The organism is Aedoeadaptatus nemausensis (assembly GCF_903819165.1).
Classification (GTDB): domain Bacteria; phylum Bacillota; class Clostridia; order Tissierellales; family Peptoniphilaceae; genus Aedoeadaptatus; species Aedoeadaptatus nemausensis.
The window spans coordinates 1-16,833 of record NZ_CAIJCS010000014.1; the positions used below are offsets into that span (position 1 = coordinate 1).

The following is a 16,833-nucleotide window of genomic DNA, read 5'->3' on the forward strand; positions in this document are numbered from 1 at the left end:
AGAGGGACACACCTGTACCCATGCCGAACACAGAAGTTAAGCCTCTTAACGCCGATGGTACTTGGTTGGTAACGACCTGGGAGAGTAGGAAATTGCCGGGCAGAAGATTTATCTTCTGAAAAAAGAATTGATGAACAAACAAATAATCTTAGGTAGCTCAATGGTGGAGCACCCGGCTGTTAACCGGTAGGTTGTGGGTTCGAGTCCCACCCTGAGAGCCATCTGCCGGGGTGGCGGAACTGGCAGACGCACAGGACTTAAAATCCTGCGGTCGTTGAGATCGTACCGGTTCGATTCCGGTCCTCGGCACCAATAGGATAATAGTCACATGTCCATCAGCAATTCTTGACGCGGGATGGAGCAGTCTGGTAGCTCGTCGGGCTCATAACCCGAAGGTCGTAGGTTCAAATCCTGCTCCCGCTACCATTTTTATTTTGAATTATTTATGGCGGTGTAGCTCAGTTGGCTAGAGCATACGGTTCATACCCGTAGTGTCAGCAGTTCAAATCTGTTCACCGCTACCATATAAGGCCCCGTGGTCAAGCGGTTAAGACACCGCCCTTTCACGGCGGTTACCCGGGTTCGAATCCCGGCGGGGTCACCATTATATGGGCGCATAGCTCAGTTGGGAGAGCATCTGCCTTACAAGCAGGGGGTCATAGGTTCGAGCCCTATTGCGCCCACCATTATGGCCTGGTAGTTCAGTTGGTTAGAATGCCAGCCTGTCACGCTGGAGGTCGTCGGTTCGAGCCCGATCCAGGTCGCCATAATTACATAAGGAGGAGTTCCCGAGTTGGCCAAAGGGGACGGACTGTAAATCCGTTAGCTCAGCTTTCAGTGGTTCGAATCCACTCTCCTCCACCATATACGCGGAAGTGGCTCAGTGGTAGAGCATCGCCTTGCCAAGGCGAGGGTCGCGAGTTCGAATCTCGTCTTCCGCTCCATATGTACCACTAGCTCAGCTGGATAGAGCGTTTGGCTACGGACCAAAAGGTCAGGGGTTCGAATCCTCTGTGGTACGCCAAATTTAGTCTAATCGAGAGATTAGGCTTTTTTTGTATTTATTTGAATTATTGAGAAGAGAGCAGGGATAGTATGTACGCTATTGTATTTGACTTAAAAAAGGAAAGCTTAGAGCAACATTTTCAAGATACATACAAGACAGCTTTTGATGAAATTGCTGCAGAATTGAAGCAATATGGTTTTGAAAAATCGATTGGCGGAATTTATATCAACTCTTCTGATCAAGGCGGTCTAAAGGATGTATACCGTGCTATTAAAGGATTATCGAATATTGACTGGTTTAAGAAAAGTCTTCGTGACCTATCAGTATTCAAAACAGAAGATTGGTCAGATTTTACGTCGATTATAAAAGAATAAAAAGGGCTGTTCATTTAGAACAGCCCTTTTCAAATGTAATTATCTAATGAGATTTATCAATCGCCGCTTTCAGCGATTCATTTTCTTTATTATCGGTGCAGTTTTCAGCACGGGATATAAAATGGTTGCCAATGCGGCGCCGGCGACACCTTGTAATATATTAGGTACAAAGCTTGCCAGTGCGGTGGGGAAATTGTAAAGTATAATGCCTTCAGCCAAGAGGTAGCCCACTGCCATGACAAGTCCCGCTATTATGGCAGAGACAATTGTCGGAAGTTTTGTTTTTTCATTTAATGCACCTGCTAGGTAACCTTCCAGTCCTTTTACGACGAGGGTAATGGGGGCGTAAAAGGCGTAGCCGCTTAGAAGATCGGCCATTGCAGACCCGATGCCGCCGACGATGCCGCCGACTGTCTTGCCCAACAGTAGTCCGGCGCATATCAATAGGGTATCGCCGATGTTAAGGTAACCTTTTGTAGCGGGAATGGGAATTTGTATTACCATAGTTGCGATGGTCGTCAAGGCTATAAACATAGCGATGAGAGTAAGTTTTTGTGTCGATATTTTTTTCATATGTATCATCCTTTCCCTTCTATGGTAGTAGACTTTTCGTTTAATCGACAGTACCAAAGAGAGGATTAACAAAGGTATCAGTAGAAGAAGGGTGGGCACTCTCTTCAGTGACCATTTAGTCCATGATATAATAGTACATATCGTATAGGTAAATGTAATTAAGGTAGTTTAATTTTCTTCGGGTATAAATAAATGAGGTGTTCTATGAAAAAGACAAACGCTCTCAGAATATTGGACAGCCATTCCATCGATTACGATGTGGTTGAATACGATCCATCGGTTGAAGTGGACGGGGCTAAGATTGCAAAGGCAAATGATCTTCCCACTGATGAGGTATTTAAAACTCTGGTTGCAGAGGGGAAGGATGGGGCACATTTTGTCTTTGTCATACCGGTAGAGGATGAACTGGATCTTAAAAAAGCGGCTAAAGTTGTCGAAGAAAAGAAGATGGAAATGGTTCACGTAAAGGACCTTTTAAGCTTAACGGGCTATATTCGCGGCGGATGTTCGCCCATCGGCATGAAGAAGGAATTCCCAACTTTTATTCACGAATCGGCTTTAAATTCCGATCGTATTTATGTAAGTGCCGGTAAGAAGGGGTTGCAAATGCATTTGTCGCCCAGGGATCTCGCCGAGGCCTGCGATGGAAAATTTTTAGATATAACGAAAGAAGGTTAAGATGGATATACAGGATCGCATTTCGATGTGGAAGTCTCTCGACCATGTGTCGGAAGAGGACCTTAAGCGTTTAGAGACCATGAGTGAAGCTGAGTGCGAGGAAAGCTTTTATAAGGAGCTTTCTTTCGGAACTGCGGGGCTCCGCGGAAAGATCGGTCCCGGAACTAACTGCATGAATGAACAGGTGATTGCTCGGGCTACAAGAGGGCTTGCCGAAGTAATTGCAAGCCGAGGTGAAGAGGCGAAAAAGCGAGGCGTCGCCATAGGCTGGGATGTGCGGGAGCGGAGTGAGACCTTTATGAGGGTAGCCGCATCTGTTTTGGCCAGCCAAGGGGTTCACGCTTATATTTATGCCGACATCCGTCCGACCCCTATGGTATCCTTTGCCGTTCGTGAACTGGGCACCCAAGCCGGTGTCATGATTACGGCGAGCCATAACCCGAGAGAATACAATGGTTACAAGGTTTATTGGGAAGAGGGCTCCCAAATTAGAGACGATATGGCCGATGAAATTTCAAAAGCCATCGATGCATTCGACTACAATGTATGGGCCGAAAAAAGCTTTGAGGATTATGAACGGGAAGGTCTGATCCATACTATCGATGAGGAAGTAGAGGAAAAGTATTACCGTTTGACTCTCGAAAAAGCTCTTGAAAAGGATATCGACAAAGATATTTCCATCGTCTATACGCCTTTAAACGGCGTTGGCAATTTGCCGGTGCGGCGAGTATTTAAAACGAGAGGTTTCGACAATGTCCACTTGGTGGAAGAACAGGTGGAGCCGGATCCTACCTTTAAGAGCGTAGGCTATCCCAATCCCGAGGATTTAAATGCCTTCCAGAAATCTGTGGAACTGGGCGAAAAAATTGACGCGGATATTCTTATCGCCACGGATCCTGACTGTGATCGGGTAGCCATGATGGCGAAAGATGCTACCGGCACATTCGTTCCCTTTTCCGGAAATCAAATTGGCGCTCTACTAATTGATTATATCCTTTCCCGAAGAAAGGTTCACGGCACCATCCCCGCCAACGGTGCCATGGTACAGAGTATCGTATCCGGCGATTTGACGCGAGTCGTAGCAGAATACTACGGAGTGGACATGTATATGTCTTTGACGGGTTTCAAAAACATTTGCGCCCCCGCCAATGAATGGGACAGCACGAAGGAACACGAGTTTTTATTCGGTTTCGAGGAAAGTATCGGCTATGTTTACGGCGACCATGTGCGGGATAAAGACGGGGTCGTATCGTCCATGATGATAGCGGAAATGGCGGCCTACTATTTACAAAAAGGCATAAGACTTCCGGAAGTAATGGAATCTCTTTATGAACGCCACGGTTATTACGCTGAAAAGCTTCTGTCATTTGTTCGCGAAGGGCAGGAAGGACAGGAAGAAATCGCATGGATGATGAAGGATTTAAGAGAGAATCCCCTGGCATCTGTGAAATCGCTAAAAGTTTCCGAAATCATCGACTATAAGGACGGCGTCGAAGGCATCGGCGCAAGTAATGTATTGGAATACCACCTGGACGACGGAAGTCGCTTTTCCATTCGCCCCTCGGGAACAGAGCCGAAGATCAAACTTTATATTTATACACACGATTCTTCCGAACAACGAGCAAAGGAGAAAATCGACTGGATCCTGGATGTTGTGACCCGTCGGTTAAACTTATCATGATTCTTATAATAGATACCAATCCGATCTTAGAACGTAGACTGACAGGAGACAGCTTTCCTAAAGGAGGGCGAGGAGAGGCTACGGAAAGCATAACCTCGGCTAAAGGTTATGGCGCCGACATGGCGCGCCTCGCTGAAGATATGAACGAAGGAGCCCGTCTGCTTACTTTTTTAGGCGGCTTTGCCGGCGATCGCTATAATAAACTTTTGAGTCAATCGGGTATTGTCGTGGAATCGGAAAGCTTACGAGACGAGACACAGGAACGTATTATTCTCGAAGAAAAATACAAGAATACGTCGATCTACACGAAGGAGCCTCGCATAACTCGTGAGGATACCGTGGATTTCTACGAGCGTTTTGTACGAGAGTGCTTATCCAGTGATGTGGTGGTTATCGCCAAAGGAACTCGCTCTAAGGATCCCGAATCCATGAAGCTTCCCATGGTGCGCTATGCGAGGAGTAAATCCAAGCCTGTGATCATTCTTTCCGATGAAAGAGACGATGTAGAAGAAGTGCGGGAGGCGAAGCCCTTCGGCATGATCATCGATCGCTCCGCCCTGAGTAAGCTTGTGAAACGTAATCTTCAGTTTCTAGGAGATATCGCCTCCACAGTGGAGAAACTTTATGGTGACGATATTCCCCTTATTCTCGTTACGGGAAGTTCCAAGGGATCGATCCTCTATTGCAGAGGAGACTACTTCTTTGCGAAAAACGACGAGATCAACGATTACTTCGATCCTCATCACGCTGCCGTGGCCATGGCGGCGGGGATCGTTCGAAAATACGATGCCCCCACTCTTTTAAAACTGACGGCAGCGGCGGCACAAAGTGAAAAGACGACGGATTTCGCCACAATTAAATCCGATATGAATCGAATCAATGTTCAGACTATGGAGGTTTAAATGAATTTTAAATTAGATCGTAAAAAGACGATGTTTTTATTTATCGACATTCAAGATTCCCTGGCAAATGCTATTTATGAGAAAGATCGCATGCTTCATTACGCAGGCGTCTTGGCCGATACGGCGGAAATCATGAAGATCCCCGCGATCTTTACGACACAGTACAAAAAAGGACTGGGTGAATTTAACCCCGAGATTCGCGAAAAGGTAAGCGAAGCCGTAGATTTCGACAAAAAATCTTTTTCCTGCATGTTGGATGAGGAGATCATCGCATACATCGAAAAAGAAAAACCCGAGCAAATCGTCCTTTGCGGCATGGAAGCCCATATTTGCGTACTCCTTACGGTTAGAGATCTGATCGAACGAGGCATCGAAGTCTATGTGGCACAAGATGCCATCAGTTCCCGCAATCCGGAATCCGCTATCTTCGCCTTTGAAGAAATGCGCCAAATGGGCGCGTCAATCCGCCCGACGGAGACGATTCTATTTGATCTCAACAGTGTATCGGGCACCGACGAGTTTAAAGCGGTGCAAAAGCTCATTATATAATGCGGTTTTTGCATACGGCGGATCTGCATCTTGGTAGAAGTTTCCCTTTTTCCAGACCTCCGGATCGGGAAGAGGGGCGGAAGAATCGCTTTTCAACTTTTCAGCGTATTTTAGAATATGGTGCCTCACAATCCGTCGATTATCTGTTTTTAGTCGGCGATATTTTCGAGCAGGAAAAGATTCGTCCGGAAGAAGTGGATTATGTACTCGGCCTTTTGAGAGATCAAAATTTCGAGACTCTTCTCCTGTTGGGGAATCACGACTTCAAACTTTACGACTATATTTCCGCTCGACTCCCCCAAAATGTCTATCTCTTCGAACAGGGAGCCCTCAGCGAATATCGAGACGACAAGCGTGGAATTATATTCTACGGTACCAGCTGGGATCGGGACAGTTACCATCGGATTTTACAGTGTAGCGGAGAGAGCTTCCGGGACGATTATCGCCATGTCTTGTTGCATCACGGCAATTGGACCGGAGGAGACGGCTATTTCCCTGTCGATGCGAATATCCTGTCTTTCTTCGATTACATCGCTTTGGGCCATGTGCACAAGCCGATTTTATACGAGAATAAATTGCAGATGTGCGGTACGCCGGAGCCCTTGGATCGCACCGATCGAGGAAAACTCGGCGTGGTCTATGGCGAACTGACCGACGTACTTTCAACGAAGTATATCCCCTTAGCGCAACGCATTCTTCGCCACAAGACTTTGGACGCATCCTCAGCAAATATAGTGGAGGAGCTGAAAGAAGGCCTGCAAGATGATCGGGCGATCTACAGTTTTCATCTAGCGGGAGGATATAGTGGTGTCCTCGACAAAGAAATTCGGCGCACTCTGGACCTGGCCGGAGTGGCCTATGAAGTAGAGTGGGCGAGAGACTTACCGAAATTAATTGAGCGAGTATATCGGGCTCACGAAAAGGACGCTTTGGGCGAATTTATTCGCAGGGCGGCACAATTGGATGAAGACGAAGATACGATTCTTGCCGTCTGCGATATGGGTATTCGTTCATTATTGGGAGAGCACTATGATTCATAAATTAGAATTGAAAAGTTTCGGAGGCTTTCACGATACGGAAGTAGTTTTCGGCGAGGGCTATCAATACTTGCCGGGACCCAATGAATCGGGGAAGACTACGACAATTATGTGCATCCGTGCGCTCCTTTACGGTTTTTCAAAGGACAGCTTGAATCGCAAGCTCTATTCTGACGATTACGAGGATTATAAACCTCTACAGGGGCGAGATTTTTCCGCTGCCATGGAGATTGAAACGGGGAAGGGACGCTTTCGAATTGAGCGTCAATTTCATAAGGAAAACGAGCAGTTGATCCTCACTAATTTGGATACCAATGAGATTGTAGAAGATGAATCTCTCTACGCTTTTTCAGGGATTCCCCAGCCGGGAAGTTATTTTTGGGGCCTTTCCCAAGACGATTTTATGCGGTTTTTTTGCATGGAGGATCTCCAGTCTACCGATGCAGCGTCGATTTTAAAGCGCATCGAGGAATCAAGAGACTTTCTCACTAAAGGCAACAGCTCGCTTCGTTTCAGCGACGGCTATGCCTATTTGGATAAGCGCCGTAGAGAAATCGGGACGCCGCGGGCAAAAAAATCTCCCATCGGGCGGCACCGTGATCAGATCGCCAGATACGAAGAGGATATGGCGAATTTAAGAGCAGAATCCAGAGAATTACAGAATCATCGAAGATCGAAGACGCAAATGGCGGAGGAACTTCGAAGCCTTCAGAAAGAGCGTCGTCTGCAAATTGAGAAACATCAAATTTTTCCTCAACTGAGGGAAAAGATGGAGTTGGTATCTCAACTGGATCAGAAGCTTATCGAAAATGAAAAGGCCATCGATCGCTTTGAATCCAAGAAGTCGAGCCGATTGACAAACAAATCGGGGATCGCCAAGGGAACGGGAGCAATGGCTTTACTCTTTTTAGCGGCGACGGCGATGTTCATATTCTTCTTTCAACAAGAACAGGTCGCTGCCTTATCCCTAATGGGAGCAGCTCTTTTCGGCGTGTTCTCCATCATCTTTTTTCTATGGAACAGTCGCACGAAAAAACTTTTGCGCACCTACCATAATTTATACGGGGAGCGAGACGGGCTTTTGGCGGAAAAGCAGGCCCTTTGTTCCTGGCTCGATCCTTATGTTGATGAAGAAATTGAAATGGATACGCTGAAAGATTCCCTGTACCGCTATGCGCATAAACTTGAATCTCTCCCTGAGCGGGGAGGCGAGTTGGATACGGCCATCGAAAATATTCAGCGACAGTTGGGCTTTTTAGAGGGCAAGGAGCGGGAGGCGGACGTTCTTCACCGTAAAATGGCGCAGACGGAACAAGCCTATAAAGAAGAGAAAGCCTCGGGAAAAGAACTGGAAGATCAACTGAAGATCATCGATCTGGCGGAGTCTATTTTAAGAGAAGTGGATTCCGACGGGGAAAAAGGGTTTAAGCAAGAGATTTTATCCGATGGTGAGAGGATATTCTCGGCCTTGAGTGGCGGCCGCTACGATAGCATCGCCTTCGGAAAGGGCCACTTTATAATATCGGGTAAAGACCGACCGAGCTTGCGGGATACGCAGCTTAGCCGTTCCACCGCCGATTTGTTGGTAATGTCTCTTCGCTTGGCGGCGGTGAATCAAATGGATCCCCACATTCCCATGGTTTTTGACGACGGCTTCGTCTACCTGGATGAGGGGCGTCGGGAAATGCTCGTAGATTATTTAAATGGTATGAGCCGACAAGTTTTAGATTTTACAACACCGAAAGGGAAAGGAGAGTAGATTGATCTGGGCTATTGGCGATTTGCATTTAGATCATAAAAAAGAGAAGCCCATGGATGTCTTCGGCAAGGCGTGGCAAAATCACGAAGAGAAGATTTTCGACGCATGGCGCGAGCGCGTGGCACCTGAGGACACGGTTCTGGTTGTAGGCGATATTTCCTGGGCTTTAAAATTAGAAGACGGAAAAGAGGATCTCCTTCGAATCGATGCCTTGCCCGGTCGTAAAATTTTAATTAAGGGCAATCACGATTATTGGTGGTCTTCTCTCAATAAACTCAATGAACTGGGCCTCGAGACCATGGATTTTCTACACAATACGGGAATGGTGGTCGGCGATGTGGCTATTTGCGGCAGCCGTGGCTGGACCGATATCGACGCCGGAAGCGTGGATGAACAGGACGAAAAGATTTACAAGCGGGAGCTCAATCGCCTTCAACTGAGCATCGATGCCATGGAGAAGGAAGCGGAGGGGAAGGTCATAGCCCATCGCATTGCCATGTTGCACTACCCGCCCTTTTCATCGAAAGGAGAGCCCAACGATTTCGCCGAGATTTTAAAAGATGCCAAAATCGATCTTTGCGTCTACGGCCATCTCCACAGTTACGGCCATAAATTCGTCGTGGAAGGGGAGTTCGACGGTGTGAACTACCAATGTGTGTCGTCGGATTATATCGATTTTAAAGTACGAAAGCTCGAGGTATAAATGGAACGGGAAATTGAAGTTAAAGTGTTAAATATCGACTTACATGCCATGGAAGAAAAAATCATCGACTGTGGCGGGGAAAAAATAAGCGACGAAAAACAAAAGACTATCGTGATCAATTCCGGCAATCATCCTATCCCGGAAGGGCTGGGTTATCTTCGCTTACGTGAAGTGCAATGTGACGGGAGAATTGAAAGAGTCTGCACGTTTAAAGAGAAAAAGGTGAACACCTCCGTGCGCGTCTATGACGAACACACGGTCGTCATCGACGACATGGATGAAATGCTTAGGATCTTTAAACTTTTAGGATACGATCGCACCTCCCTCGGCGAAAAGCATCGCATCAGCTATCGCTTTAAAAATTGCCGGCTGGATTTAGATCGCTGGGATCAAGACACGTATCCCGACCCCTATATGGAAATCGAAGGAGAAAGCCGCGAAGCCATCGAAGAGGTGATTCGCGCTCTATCCATCGATCCCGAACAGGTGAGCACCCTCTCCATTCGAGAATTGCAAAATTCAAAAAATAAATAGTACAACATAAATAGGTAATGTGCTATAATACTTGCGAGGAGGAATGATATGACAGGTTTTAAATTTATTCGCTTTTTCCACGAAATCCGTAAAGACGATGTCGATATCGTCGGTGGGAAAGGTGCCAATCTAGGAGAGATGACGAATTTCGGTTTGGACGTACCCCCGGGATTCTGCGTTACCTCCGCAGGTTATGACGCTTTTATCGAATACGCAGGTTTAGAAGAAAAAGTCCGTTTCTTAATGGAAGACTTGGACGTAGACGATGTAGATATGTTAACCGCCGCCAGCGACGATATTCGCAGAAGCATTGAAGAGGGCGGAATCGATCCTAAGATCGAGGAAGAAATTGTGTTGGCTTATAAAGAATTCAGCCGTTCCATCGATCTGAAAGATCCCCAAGTTGCCGTGCGTTCTTCTGCAACGGCGGAAGATTTGCCCGACGCATCCTTTGCGGGACAACAAGATACTTACTTACACATTGCCGGAGAAGAAGAGCTCGTACACCACGTGCGTAAGTGCTGGGCCAGCCTCTGGACTCCGAGAGCCATTTATTACCGTGCGAAACAAAATTACGATCACTTTGCAGTTTCCCTTTGCGTGGTCATTCAAAAAATGGTCAACTCTGAAAAATCCGGCGTTATGTTTACAGCCAACCCCATTAATTTCAGCCGCGATGAAATGATGATCAATGCCAGCTACGGCCTAGGCGAAGCCGTCGTCAGCGGTACGGTCACTCCCGACGAATACGTTATTAAAAAGAGCGACAAGAGCATTTTAGAAAAAGTCATCGCCGACAAAAAGAAAATGGTCGTTCAAAACGACTCCGGCATCGGTACACACGAAGCCGATGTAGAAGATATTCTCGGCGCCGGCGCCGTTAAGGAAGAATGTCTTTCCAAAGAAGAACTGGCTACTCTAATCGACGCCGGTCTTAAAATCGAAAGTCTATACGGAAGTGTACAAGATATCGAATGGGGTATGGACCGCGACACGAAAGGTCTCTACATTTTACAATCTCGCCCCATCACCACTCTTGGTGAAGAAATTAAACCGGAAGAGGAAAGTGATATGACGAAAGAACCTGAAAAGCTCAATCCTTTGGTACGCGGTCTCGCGGCATCTCCCGGAATCGGACGGGGTAAAGTTAAAAAGATTAAAGACGTTAGCGAAATCAATCTCGTAAAAGAGGGAGATATTCTCGTCACCGCCATGACCAACCCCGATATGGTACCCGCCATGCGTACCGCCGCAGCCGTCGTAACCGACGAAGGCGGCAGAACCTGTCACGCGGCCATTGTCAGCCGCGAACTCGGCATTCCCTGTGTGGTCGGAAGTAACGATGCGACCAGCGTATTAAAAGAAGGTATGGAAATTACCGTCGACGCCACTCGCGGTGTCGTCTACGAAGGCAGCGTCCTGCACGATCGCGACAAGAAAAAGCCGGAAGCGCAAACCGGCGGCGCAGGTCTCGGAATCGAACTCGACGAATTAAAGAGCTTGGTAGCTCCCGTAACCGCGACAAAGATCTACATGAACCTGGGCGAACCGGCGCTTATTGAAAAATACAAGAACCTTCCCTTCGACGGCATCGGCTTAATGCGCACGGAATTTATTTTCACCAATAAAATCGGCGCACACCCCATGTACCTTGCCAAAACCGGCCAAGGCGATCTCCTGATCGAAAAATTGGCTGAAGGCATTGCGGAAGTAGCCGGCGCGATTTACCCGAAACAAGTCGTCGTTCGCATGAGCGACTTCCGTACTAATGAATTCCGCGGCCTCAAGGGCGGGGATGAAGTTGAACCGCACGAAGAAAACCCCATGATCGGATGGCGTGGCGTCAGCCGCTACATTTCTCCGGAATATGAAAAGGGCTTCAGACTTGAATGCCAAGCTATGCGCAAAGTGCGTGAAGACTTCGGCCTCGACAATGTAGTGGCCATGCTTCCCTTCGTCCGTACACCGGAAGAGCTGGTAACCGTTAAGGAAATCATGGCGGAAGAAGGCTTGAAGCAATCTAAAAACTTCAAGATCTGGATTATGGCGGAAGTTCCCTCCGTCGTCTTCCAAGCGGAAGAATTTGCTGAATTAGTCGACGGCTTCTCCATCGGTTCCAATGACCTTACCCAACTTACCATGGGTGCCGACCGCGACAGCGGCATCTTAAACCGCATGGGTTACTTCGATGAGCGCAATGAAGCGGTTAAACGCGCCATTAAAACTTTAGTGGATGCGGCCAACAAAAAAGGCATTACCTGCTCTATTTGCGGCCAAGGCCCGAGCCAATATCCGGAATTTGCAGAATTCCTCGTAGAATGCGGCATTACCTCCATGTCCGTCAACCCGGATACGGTGGATTACACCCGCAGACTTGTTGCGAGCGTAGAACAAAAAATGATTCTTCGCAAATTAAGAGAACAATAAAAAGTAAAAGAGCCGCCGAGTTTCCTCGGCGGTTTTCGATTGAAAACTTTCTTGACGGGGAAGTATTTCTCGATATATTCTGTAACGAGAAAGAAAAGTTGCTGTGTTGTGGGGGTGCTTATGAATTTAAAGAGCAGAATATGTTTGTATGTGATCGCCCTGTCATTTATTCTGTTGGAATTGTTGAAGTTATGGTTGGAGCAATTCAGCGGATCTTCGAGCGGTATCCCCGTGTATTTCATATTGCCTCTTGCGCCTGTTATTCTAGCTTTAATAACATGTCTGATAAAGGCGGAGGAAGATTGAGAACAGTATACATAAAAAAGGTTCGAGCCACGACGGTTCGAACCTTTTCTATTTAAAAGTATAAATTAAAATTCCACATTGAAAAGCTTGGCAAAATCTCTTAGTCCCGTTTCGATTTCTTTCGTGGAAAAATCGTGAGTGCGAAGGGTCTTCTCCGGTATATCCAAGAGCATTTGATAAAAGAAAATGCCGGAGGCTAAATCCATCGTGCCCTCTTCGGCGCCGTCGAATAAAAGATCCTCGGCGTCGTTATAGCGTCCTTCGTCGATTAAATGGGCGAGCTCGCGAAAATGTTTCCTTTCCGTGATCTTTTTCTTTTCCAAAGCCAAATCGCCCTCAGGGAAGATCAGGCGCAGAAGAAATTGAATGTACTCCTGAATCTGTTTCAAGAGAAAGTCGTTTTTAAGCATGGTGTCCCTCTTTTAATTGGCGAGCGAGCCATTTGGCGTGGTAGGTAATAATCATTTTGGCGCCGGCCCGCTTCATGGCGATCATGTTTTCCATGATAATGCTTTCGTCGAAAATCCCGCACTCGATGGCCTTTAAGATCATGGCATACTCGCCGCTTACATTGTAGGTAATGAAGTTAGTATTAAAATGATCCTTTGCCCTGGCGAGTACATCTAAATAGGCGAGGCCCGGCTTCACGATAATAAAATCCGCGTCTTCGTCCAGATCCTGAGCGATTTCCCTAAGGGCTTCGTCGCCGTTATGAAAGTCCATTTGGTAAGATTTTCTGTCGCCGAAGGAAGGGCTGCTGCCGGCGGCGTCGCGGAAGGGACCGTAATATTTCGAGGCGAATTTGGCGGCGTAGCTCATAATGGGAATGTCCTTAAAGCCATTCTCGTCGAGAGCCCCTCGAATTTTAGATACGCGGAAATCCATCATATCCGAAGGTGCGATGACGTCGCTTCCCGCCTTGGCGTGAGAGACCGCAATTTTGGCCAGGTAGTCCAGGGTTTTGTCGTTATCCACCATGCCCGTATCGTCTAAAATACCGCAGTGGCCGTGATCTGTATACTCGCACATACAGAGATCGGTGATAACGACTAAGTCGCTCGTAATGTCCTTGATTTTTCGGCAGGCCTGTTGAATGATACCGTTGTCGTCGTAGGCTCCTGAACCGCAACTGTCTTTGTGATCGACGACCCCGAAGAGAATGACTGCGGGAATTTTTAAATCCACAATGTCTTGAATTTCTTCTTCCAGTCGATCGACGGAAAAGTGGTAGACACCCGGGAGGGATGGAATTTCTTTTTTTATATTTTCTCCTTCGATAACGAAGAGAGGGTAGATTAAATCCTTCACGTCCAGACTTGTTTCCGCCGTCATGGAACGAAGGATGGGATTGTTTCTAATTCTGCGCATTCGCATAATGCATCTCCTTTAACATACAGTCGCAAAGAGAGTCGAAAGTGGCTTTCTCTGACATAAAAATTTTATTATCGTCGATTCCGCAATCCAAAAGCGTGGCTTTTGTGGAGGGGCCGATGGCGAAGTAAAGGGTGCCCTCCAAATTTTCGTCTCCATAGTGGTGGAAGAAATTTTTCACGGCGGAAGAGGAGCCGAACATAACGGCGCTCATTTTATCGGGGAGTTCGGATCCTTTTCCGGGATCGATGGCATCGTAAACAGGAAGGTCTACAAGCTCACCTATGGTGCGAAGAACGCTCCCTAAACAAGGGTCGCTCTTTACAGAATGAGGGTAGAATATAGTGAGGTTCTTTCCTGCGTATTCTTTTTTCAGAAGCTCCGCCAAATGATGACCGTCGTAGATCTCCGGATGCCCTTTTGAACGAATGCCGTACGCCGCCAGGGCTTCGTCGGTTTTTTCTCCTACGGTATAAAAGTCCACGCTCCTCAAATCGCGAATATCTCTATTTATTATAAAGCTCTTCATGAAATAATCCACGGAATTTTTCGAGGTCAGAACCACGAGTTCGGCGGAGAAATTTTCGATGGCATGGAAAAGTTTATCCTCATTGACAGGTGCGATCTCGATCATAGGGCGGCGATGAACTCGATAGCCTTCTCTTTCTAAGATTCGCCTTGCCCGGCTTTTTTTATCTTCAAAAGTTAACACCACATTTCCCTTGTGATAGGGCGCGGGAATTAATTCTTCGTGCAGATCGACAACATCGCCGACGACGATCAGGGCAGGGCTCACGAGATTCTCCGGAATCCCGTTTTCCGCCACGTCCTTCAATGTGGAATAGAAAGATCGCATATCTTCCGTACCGCCTTTGGAAAGCACGGCCATAGGCGTATTTTTATCTTTACCTCCTTCGATTAAGAAGCGGGCGATCGCTCGGCTTCGGCTCAGACCCATGTAGACTACAAGGGTAGAGGGAAGGGCGGCATAAGCTTTAAGATCTTCCGGGCCGTCTTTTGAAAAAGCCGTTAGAAAAGTAACGGCACGGGCGGTATCCCTGAAGGTAACGGGAATCCCCGCCATAGCGGGCACAGCGACGCCGGAAGTAATCCCCGGGTACAGAGTAAAGGGAATGTCGCGTTCTTTTAAATAGAGCGCCTCTTCGCCACCCCGGCCGAATACATAGGGATCGCCGCCCTTTAAGCGGAGCACCCGTTTTCCTTCTAAATGTTTTTCGACCAAGAGAGCGTTGATTTCCTCTTGAGGAATCTTGTGATGGTCTTTCTTTTTGCCCGCGTCGATTTTTTCCGCATAAGGTGCAAAATCCAGCAAGCGTTGATCCATCAAGCGATCGTAAATGATGCAGTCCGCCGACTGAATTTTCCGCAAGACACCTAGGCTTACGTGGTCCATATGGCCGATGCCGGCGCCGGCGATAATGACAGGATATTTAGTCATGGCCTTTCACCTCTTGAACAAGTTTTAATACATCATCTTCCGCCGTATGAAAGGTGGAGGAGACGGTAGCGTAACGAAGGGGGCTTTTCCCGTCTTTTGCAAAGCAGCCATGCAATAGAATGTCGGTTTTATTTTTCTTTTCTATATAGATGCCGATGGGGGAATGGCATGATGCGTCGAGAGCCCTCTGATATTTTCGTTCCACTTTCATGCGAAAGTTTGCGTAGGGATCGGAGACTTCCTTAAAGATCTGAAGAAGATCATGCCGCTCCTCGGATATTTCGATGCCGAGTAAACCCTGGGAGGGGGAGGGGATGAAGCGGGTGGGGTCCAGTATGCCTGAAATTAAGTGTGTGAGATCTGCTCGCTGGAGACCGGCATAGGCGAGAATCGTTCCGTCGGCATGGGAAGCTTTCATTTTCTCTATGCGTGTTTGGATATTGCCGCGAATGGGCTCGATGGACACGCCCGGGTAGAAGTGGAGCAGTTGGGAGCGTCTTCGATTGCTTCCCGTAGCGATGGTCATTTTTGCCAAGTCTTCTTCATTTTTTAAGGGCGCTTTCCCCACGATAACATCTCGCACATCGGGAGAGGTGGGAGGCGGCGCCAAAAGATAGCCCTCCGGCAATAGGGAGGGCATGTCTTTCAGGGAATGAACGGCCACATCTACATGACCCGATGTAAGGGCAGATTCCAGCTCGCCGACGAAGACGCCGTTTTTGCCCACCCTGTCGATGGGAAGGTGCTGAAACTGATCGCCCTTCGTCGATACGGCGACGAGCTCCGTCTCCAAGCCCGCCTCATTAAGAATCTCGGCGATGCTTTTCGCCTGCGTCATAGCCAATTGGCTTTTTCTCGTTCCTATGCGAATTTTCAATTCGTTCCTCCCAAAATCTGTTGCTTATTTCCTCATTCTCCCAAAGTTCCGCCATAAGCTCGGAAATATAAGGGCTGTTCTCTTCGATTAAGCGCTTGCGAACCTCGCTCATAATCTTCATTTTTTCTTCTGAATATCCGTCGACAAACTTTTCCATATCCCTCTTAATCAATCGAGAGAGACTGGGATTGCCCGTTTGAATGGACACGGTGAGAGGTCCCTTGTACGTATTGGCCATCAAATGGAAGTCGGAGTTGTCGCTGTCCGTAAGGGACAGGACGGGCACGGAAGATAACTTCGCCCTCTTCGTCAGCCGACGATTAAGCGCTAAGTCGTCCGTGGCGAGGATTAAATAGTCGTAGGCGAAAAAACGAAAGTCTCCGTCGATCTCCATTTCCTTTAAAAAAATGCGTTCCTTATTTTCTTCTGCGAGTTTTAGAAGAGATTCGGTAAATTTTGTGGACAGGCAGTAGATTAAAAATTCCGAATTTAATAGCCCTTTGATCTTTGTATAGGCACCCCGACCGCCGCCGATAACGAGTACTTTTTTATTTTTCGTATCGATGCTTATAGGATAATAACGCATAACGCCTCCCG

Annotated in this window: 16 protein-coding genes, 10 tRNA genes and 1 rRNA gene; 21 read left to right on the plus strand and 6 right to left on the minus strand. The window is 47.4% G+C overall.

All coding sequences use genetic code 11. From position 1 onward, the window contains the following. The 12 genes from rrf to PEPTYR26121_RS01205 form a co-directional block, all read left to right on the plus strand. Window positions 1-101, plus strand: a 5S ribosomal RNA gene (rrf, locus tag PEPTYR26121_RS01150); the annotation flags it as partial. A 45-nt stretch (window positions 102-146) separates the two neighbouring features. Beyond that, window positions 147-221, plus strand: a tRNA-Asn gene (locus tag PEPTYR26121_RS01155). A 3-nt stretch (window positions 222-224) separates the two neighbouring features. Beyond that, window positions 225-312: transfer RNA gene (locus PEPTYR26121_RS01160), tRNA-Leu, on the plus strand. 37 nt (window positions 313-349) lie between these two features. Then, window positions 350-426, plus strand: a tRNA-Met gene (locus tag PEPTYR26121_RS01165). 21 nt (window positions 427-447) lie between these two features. Further along, window positions 448-524, plus strand: a tRNA-Met gene (locus PEPTYR26121_RS01170). Window positions 525-529: 5 nt separating this feature from the next. Next, window positions 530-604, plus strand: a tRNA-Glu gene (locus PEPTYR26121_RS01175). A gap of 6 nt (window positions 605-610) precedes the next feature. Continuing rightward, window positions 611-686 (plus strand) — tRNA-Val (locus tag PEPTYR26121_RS01180). 4 nt (window positions 687-690) lie between these two features. Beyond that, a tRNA-Asp gene (locus tag PEPTYR26121_RS01185) sits at window positions 691-767 on the plus strand. An 11-nt stretch (window positions 768-778) separates the two neighbouring features. Continuing rightward, a tRNA-Tyr gene (locus PEPTYR26121_RS01190) sits at window positions 779-864 on the plus strand. A 5-nt stretch (window positions 865-869) separates the two neighbouring features. Next, window positions 870-944, plus strand: a tRNA-Gly gene (locus tag PEPTYR26121_RS01195). A gap of 3 nt (window positions 945-947) precedes the next feature. Beyond that, a tRNA-Arg gene (locus tag PEPTYR26121_RS01200) sits at window positions 948-1,024 on the plus strand. Between the two features lie 71 nt (window positions 1,025-1,095). Further along, window positions 1,096-1,380, plus strand: coding sequence for a virulence associated protein VapD (locus PEPTYR26121_RS01205; RefSeq protein WP_180498415.1), 285 nt, complete (start codon window positions 1,096-1,098; stop codon window positions 1,378-1,380). 69 nt (window positions 1,381-1,449) lie between these two features. Here the strand turns inward: PEPTYR26121_RS01205 and PEPTYR26121_RS01210 are convergent, their stop codons facing one another. Next, complete coding sequence (locus tag PEPTYR26121_RS01210; protein WP_180498417.1) at window positions 1,450-1,953, minus strand: ECF transporter S component; 504 nt, start codon at window positions 1,951-1,953, stop codon at window positions 1,450-1,452. A gap of 204 nt (window positions 1,954-2,157) precedes the next feature. On the opposite strand from PEPTYR26121_RS01210, the gene ybaK reads away from it, so the two are divergent. Genes ybaK through ppsA form a run of 9 tightly spaced genes read left to right on the plus strand, consistent with a single transcriptional unit; the run spans window position 2,158 to window position 12,223 of the window. After that, window positions 2,158-2,631, plus strand: a complete 474-nt coding sequence (gene ybaK / locus PEPTYR26121_RS01215; RefSeq protein WP_180498419.1) for a Cys-tRNA(Pro) deacylase — start codon at window positions 2,158-2,160, stop codon at window positions 2,629-2,631. Window position 2,632: 1 nt separating this feature from the next. Next, on the plus strand, window positions 2,633-4,312 hold the full coding sequence (locus PEPTYR26121_RS01220) for a phospho-sugar mutase (protein ID WP_180498421.1): 1,680 nt from the start codon (window positions 2,633-2,635) through the stop codon (window positions 4,310-4,312). Further along, complete coding sequence (locus tag PEPTYR26121_RS01225; protein WP_180498422.1) at window positions 4,309-5,214, plus strand: PfkB family carbohydrate kinase; 906 nt, start codon at window positions 4,309-4,311, stop codon at window positions 5,212-5,214. Before PEPTYR26121_RS01220 ends, PEPTYR26121_RS01225 begins: the two co-directional genes overlap by 4 nt. Beyond that, window positions 5,215-5,763: an isochorismatase family protein gene (locus tag PEPTYR26121_RS01230; RefSeq protein ID WP_180498424.1), complete on the plus strand. Its 549-nt coding sequence runs from the start codon at window positions 5,215-5,217 to the stop codon at window positions 5,761-5,763. It abuts the gene before it with no gap. Between the two features lie 8 nt (window positions 5,764-5,771). Continuing rightward, complete coding sequence (locus PEPTYR26121_RS01235; protein ID WP_180498426.1) at window positions 5,772-6,803, plus strand: metallophosphoesterase family protein; 1,032 nt, start codon at window positions 5,772-5,774, stop codon at window positions 6,801-6,803. Then, the gene (locus PEPTYR26121_RS01240; RefSeq protein WP_180498428.1) at window positions 6,793-8,559 is read left to right on the plus strand and encodes an ATP-binding protein; all 1,767 of its coding nucleotides are present in this window, start codon (window positions 6,793-6,795) and stop codon (window positions 8,557-8,559) included. The genes PEPTYR26121_RS01235 and PEPTYR26121_RS01240 overlap by 11 nt, the downstream gene beginning before the upstream one ends. Window position 8,560: 1 nt before the next feature. Further along, the gene (locus PEPTYR26121_RS01245) at window positions 8,561-9,262 is read left to right on the plus strand and encodes a metallophosphoesterase (RefSeq protein WP_180498430.1); all 702 of its coding nucleotides are present in this window, start codon (window positions 8,561-8,563) and stop codon (window positions 9,260-9,262) included. Next, entirely contained in the window at window positions 9,263-9,796 is a 534-nt protein-coding gene (locus PEPTYR26121_RS01250; protein ID WP_180498432.1) for a class IV adenylate cyclase, read from the plus strand. Window positions 9,797-9,844: 48 nt separating this feature from the next. Next, complete coding sequence (ppsA, locus tag PEPTYR26121_RS01255; protein ID WP_180498434.1) at window positions 9,845-12,223, plus strand: phosphoenolpyruvate synthase; 2,379 nt, start codon at window positions 9,845-9,847, stop codon at window positions 12,221-12,223. A gap of 371 nt (window positions 12,224-12,594) precedes the next feature. Here the strand turns inward: ppsA and PEPTYR26121_RS01260 are convergent, their stop codons facing one another. From PEPTYR26121_RS01260 to PEPTYR26121_RS01280, 5 genes are read right to left on the minus strand one after another with little or no spacing between them, the layout of a single operon-like run. Further along, entirely contained in the window at window positions 12,595-12,939 is a 345-nt protein-coding gene (locus tag PEPTYR26121_RS01260) for a DUF6483 family protein (protein ID WP_180498436.1), read from the minus strand. Beyond that, complete coding sequence (gene hemB, locus PEPTYR26121_RS01265; protein ID WP_246285863.1) at window positions 12,932-13,897, minus strand: porphobilinogen synthase; 966 nt, start codon at window positions 13,895-13,897, stop codon at window positions 12,932-12,934. The genes PEPTYR26121_RS01260 and hemB overlap by 8 nt, the downstream gene beginning before the upstream one ends. Beyond that, window positions 13,884-15,359 (minus strand): uroporphyrinogen-III C-methyltransferase, encoded by a 1,476-nt coding sequence (gene cobA, locus PEPTYR26121_RS01270; RefSeq protein WP_180498440.1) that lies wholly within the window; start codon window positions 15,357-15,359, stop codon window positions 13,884-13,886. Before cobA ends, hemB begins: the two co-directional genes overlap by 14 nt. Further along, window positions 15,352-16,236, minus strand: coding sequence for a hydroxymethylbilane synthase (hemC, locus tag PEPTYR26121_RS01275; protein WP_180498442.1), 885 nt, complete (start codon window positions 16,234-16,236; stop codon window positions 15,352-15,354). The genes cobA and hemC overlap by 8 nt, the downstream gene beginning before the upstream one ends. Next, entirely contained in the window at window positions 16,163-16,822 is a 660-nt protein-coding gene (locus PEPTYR26121_RS01280; RefSeq protein ID WP_180498444.1) for a precorrin-2 dehydrogenase/sirohydrochlorin ferrochelatase family protein, read from the minus strand. The genes hemC and PEPTYR26121_RS01280 overlap by 74 nt, the downstream gene beginning before the upstream one ends. Window positions 16,823-16,833 lie beyond the last annotated feature (11 nt).

Bases quoted from the DNA above. Each gene is read 5' to 3' on its own strand.
- PEPTYR26121_RS01225 (WP_180498422.1), top strand. From the start codon at position 4,309: ATGATTCTTATAATAGATACCAATCCGATCTTAGAACGTAGACTGACA.
- PEPTYR26121_RS01280 (WP_180498444.1), bottom strand. From the start codon at position 16,822: ATGCGTTATTATCCTATAAGCATCGATACGAAAAATAAAAAAGTACTC.
- PEPTYR26121_RS01260 (WP_180498436.1), bottom strand. From the start codon at position 12,939: ATGCTTAAAAACGACTTTCTCTTGAAACAGATTCAGGAGTACATTCAA.
- PEPTYR26121_RS01220 (WP_180498421.1), top strand. From the start codon at position 2,633: ATGGATATACAGGATCGCATTTCGATGTGGAAGTCTCTCGACCATGTG.
- ybaK (WP_180498419.1), top strand. From the start codon at position 2,158: ATGAAAAAGACAAACGCTCTCAGAATATTGGACAGCCATTCCATCGAT.
- PEPTYR26121_RS01210 (WP_180498417.1), bottom strand. From the start codon at position 1,953: ATGAAAAAAATATCGACACAAAAACTTACTCTCATCGCTATGTTTATA.
- ppsA (WP_180498434.1), top strand. From the start codon at position 9,845: ATGACAGGTTTTAAATTTATTCGCTTTTTCCACGAAATCCGTAAAGAC.
- hemB (WP_246285863.1), bottom strand. From the start codon at position 13,897: ATGCGCAGAATTAGAAACAATCCCATCCTTCGTTCCATGACGGCGGAA.
- PEPTYR26121_RS01230 (WP_180498424.1), top strand. From the start codon at position 5,215: ATGAATTTTAAATTAGATCGTAAAAAGACGATGTTTTTATTTATCGAC.
- PEPTYR26121_RS01240 (WP_180498428.1), top strand. From the start codon at position 6,793: ATGATTCATAAATTAGAATTGAAAAGTTTCGGAGGCTTTCACGATACG.
- PEPTYR26121_RS01205 (WP_180498415.1), top strand. From the start codon at position 1,096: ATGTACGCTATTGTATTTGACTTAAAAAAGGAAAGCTTAGAGCAACAT.
- PEPTYR26121_RS01250 (WP_180498432.1), top strand. From the start codon at position 9,263: ATGGAACGGGAAATTGAAGTTAAAGTGTTAAATATCGACTTACATGCC.
- cobA (WP_180498440.1), bottom strand. From the start codon at position 15,359: ATGACTAAATATCCTGTCATTATCGCCGGCGCCGGCATCGGCCATATG.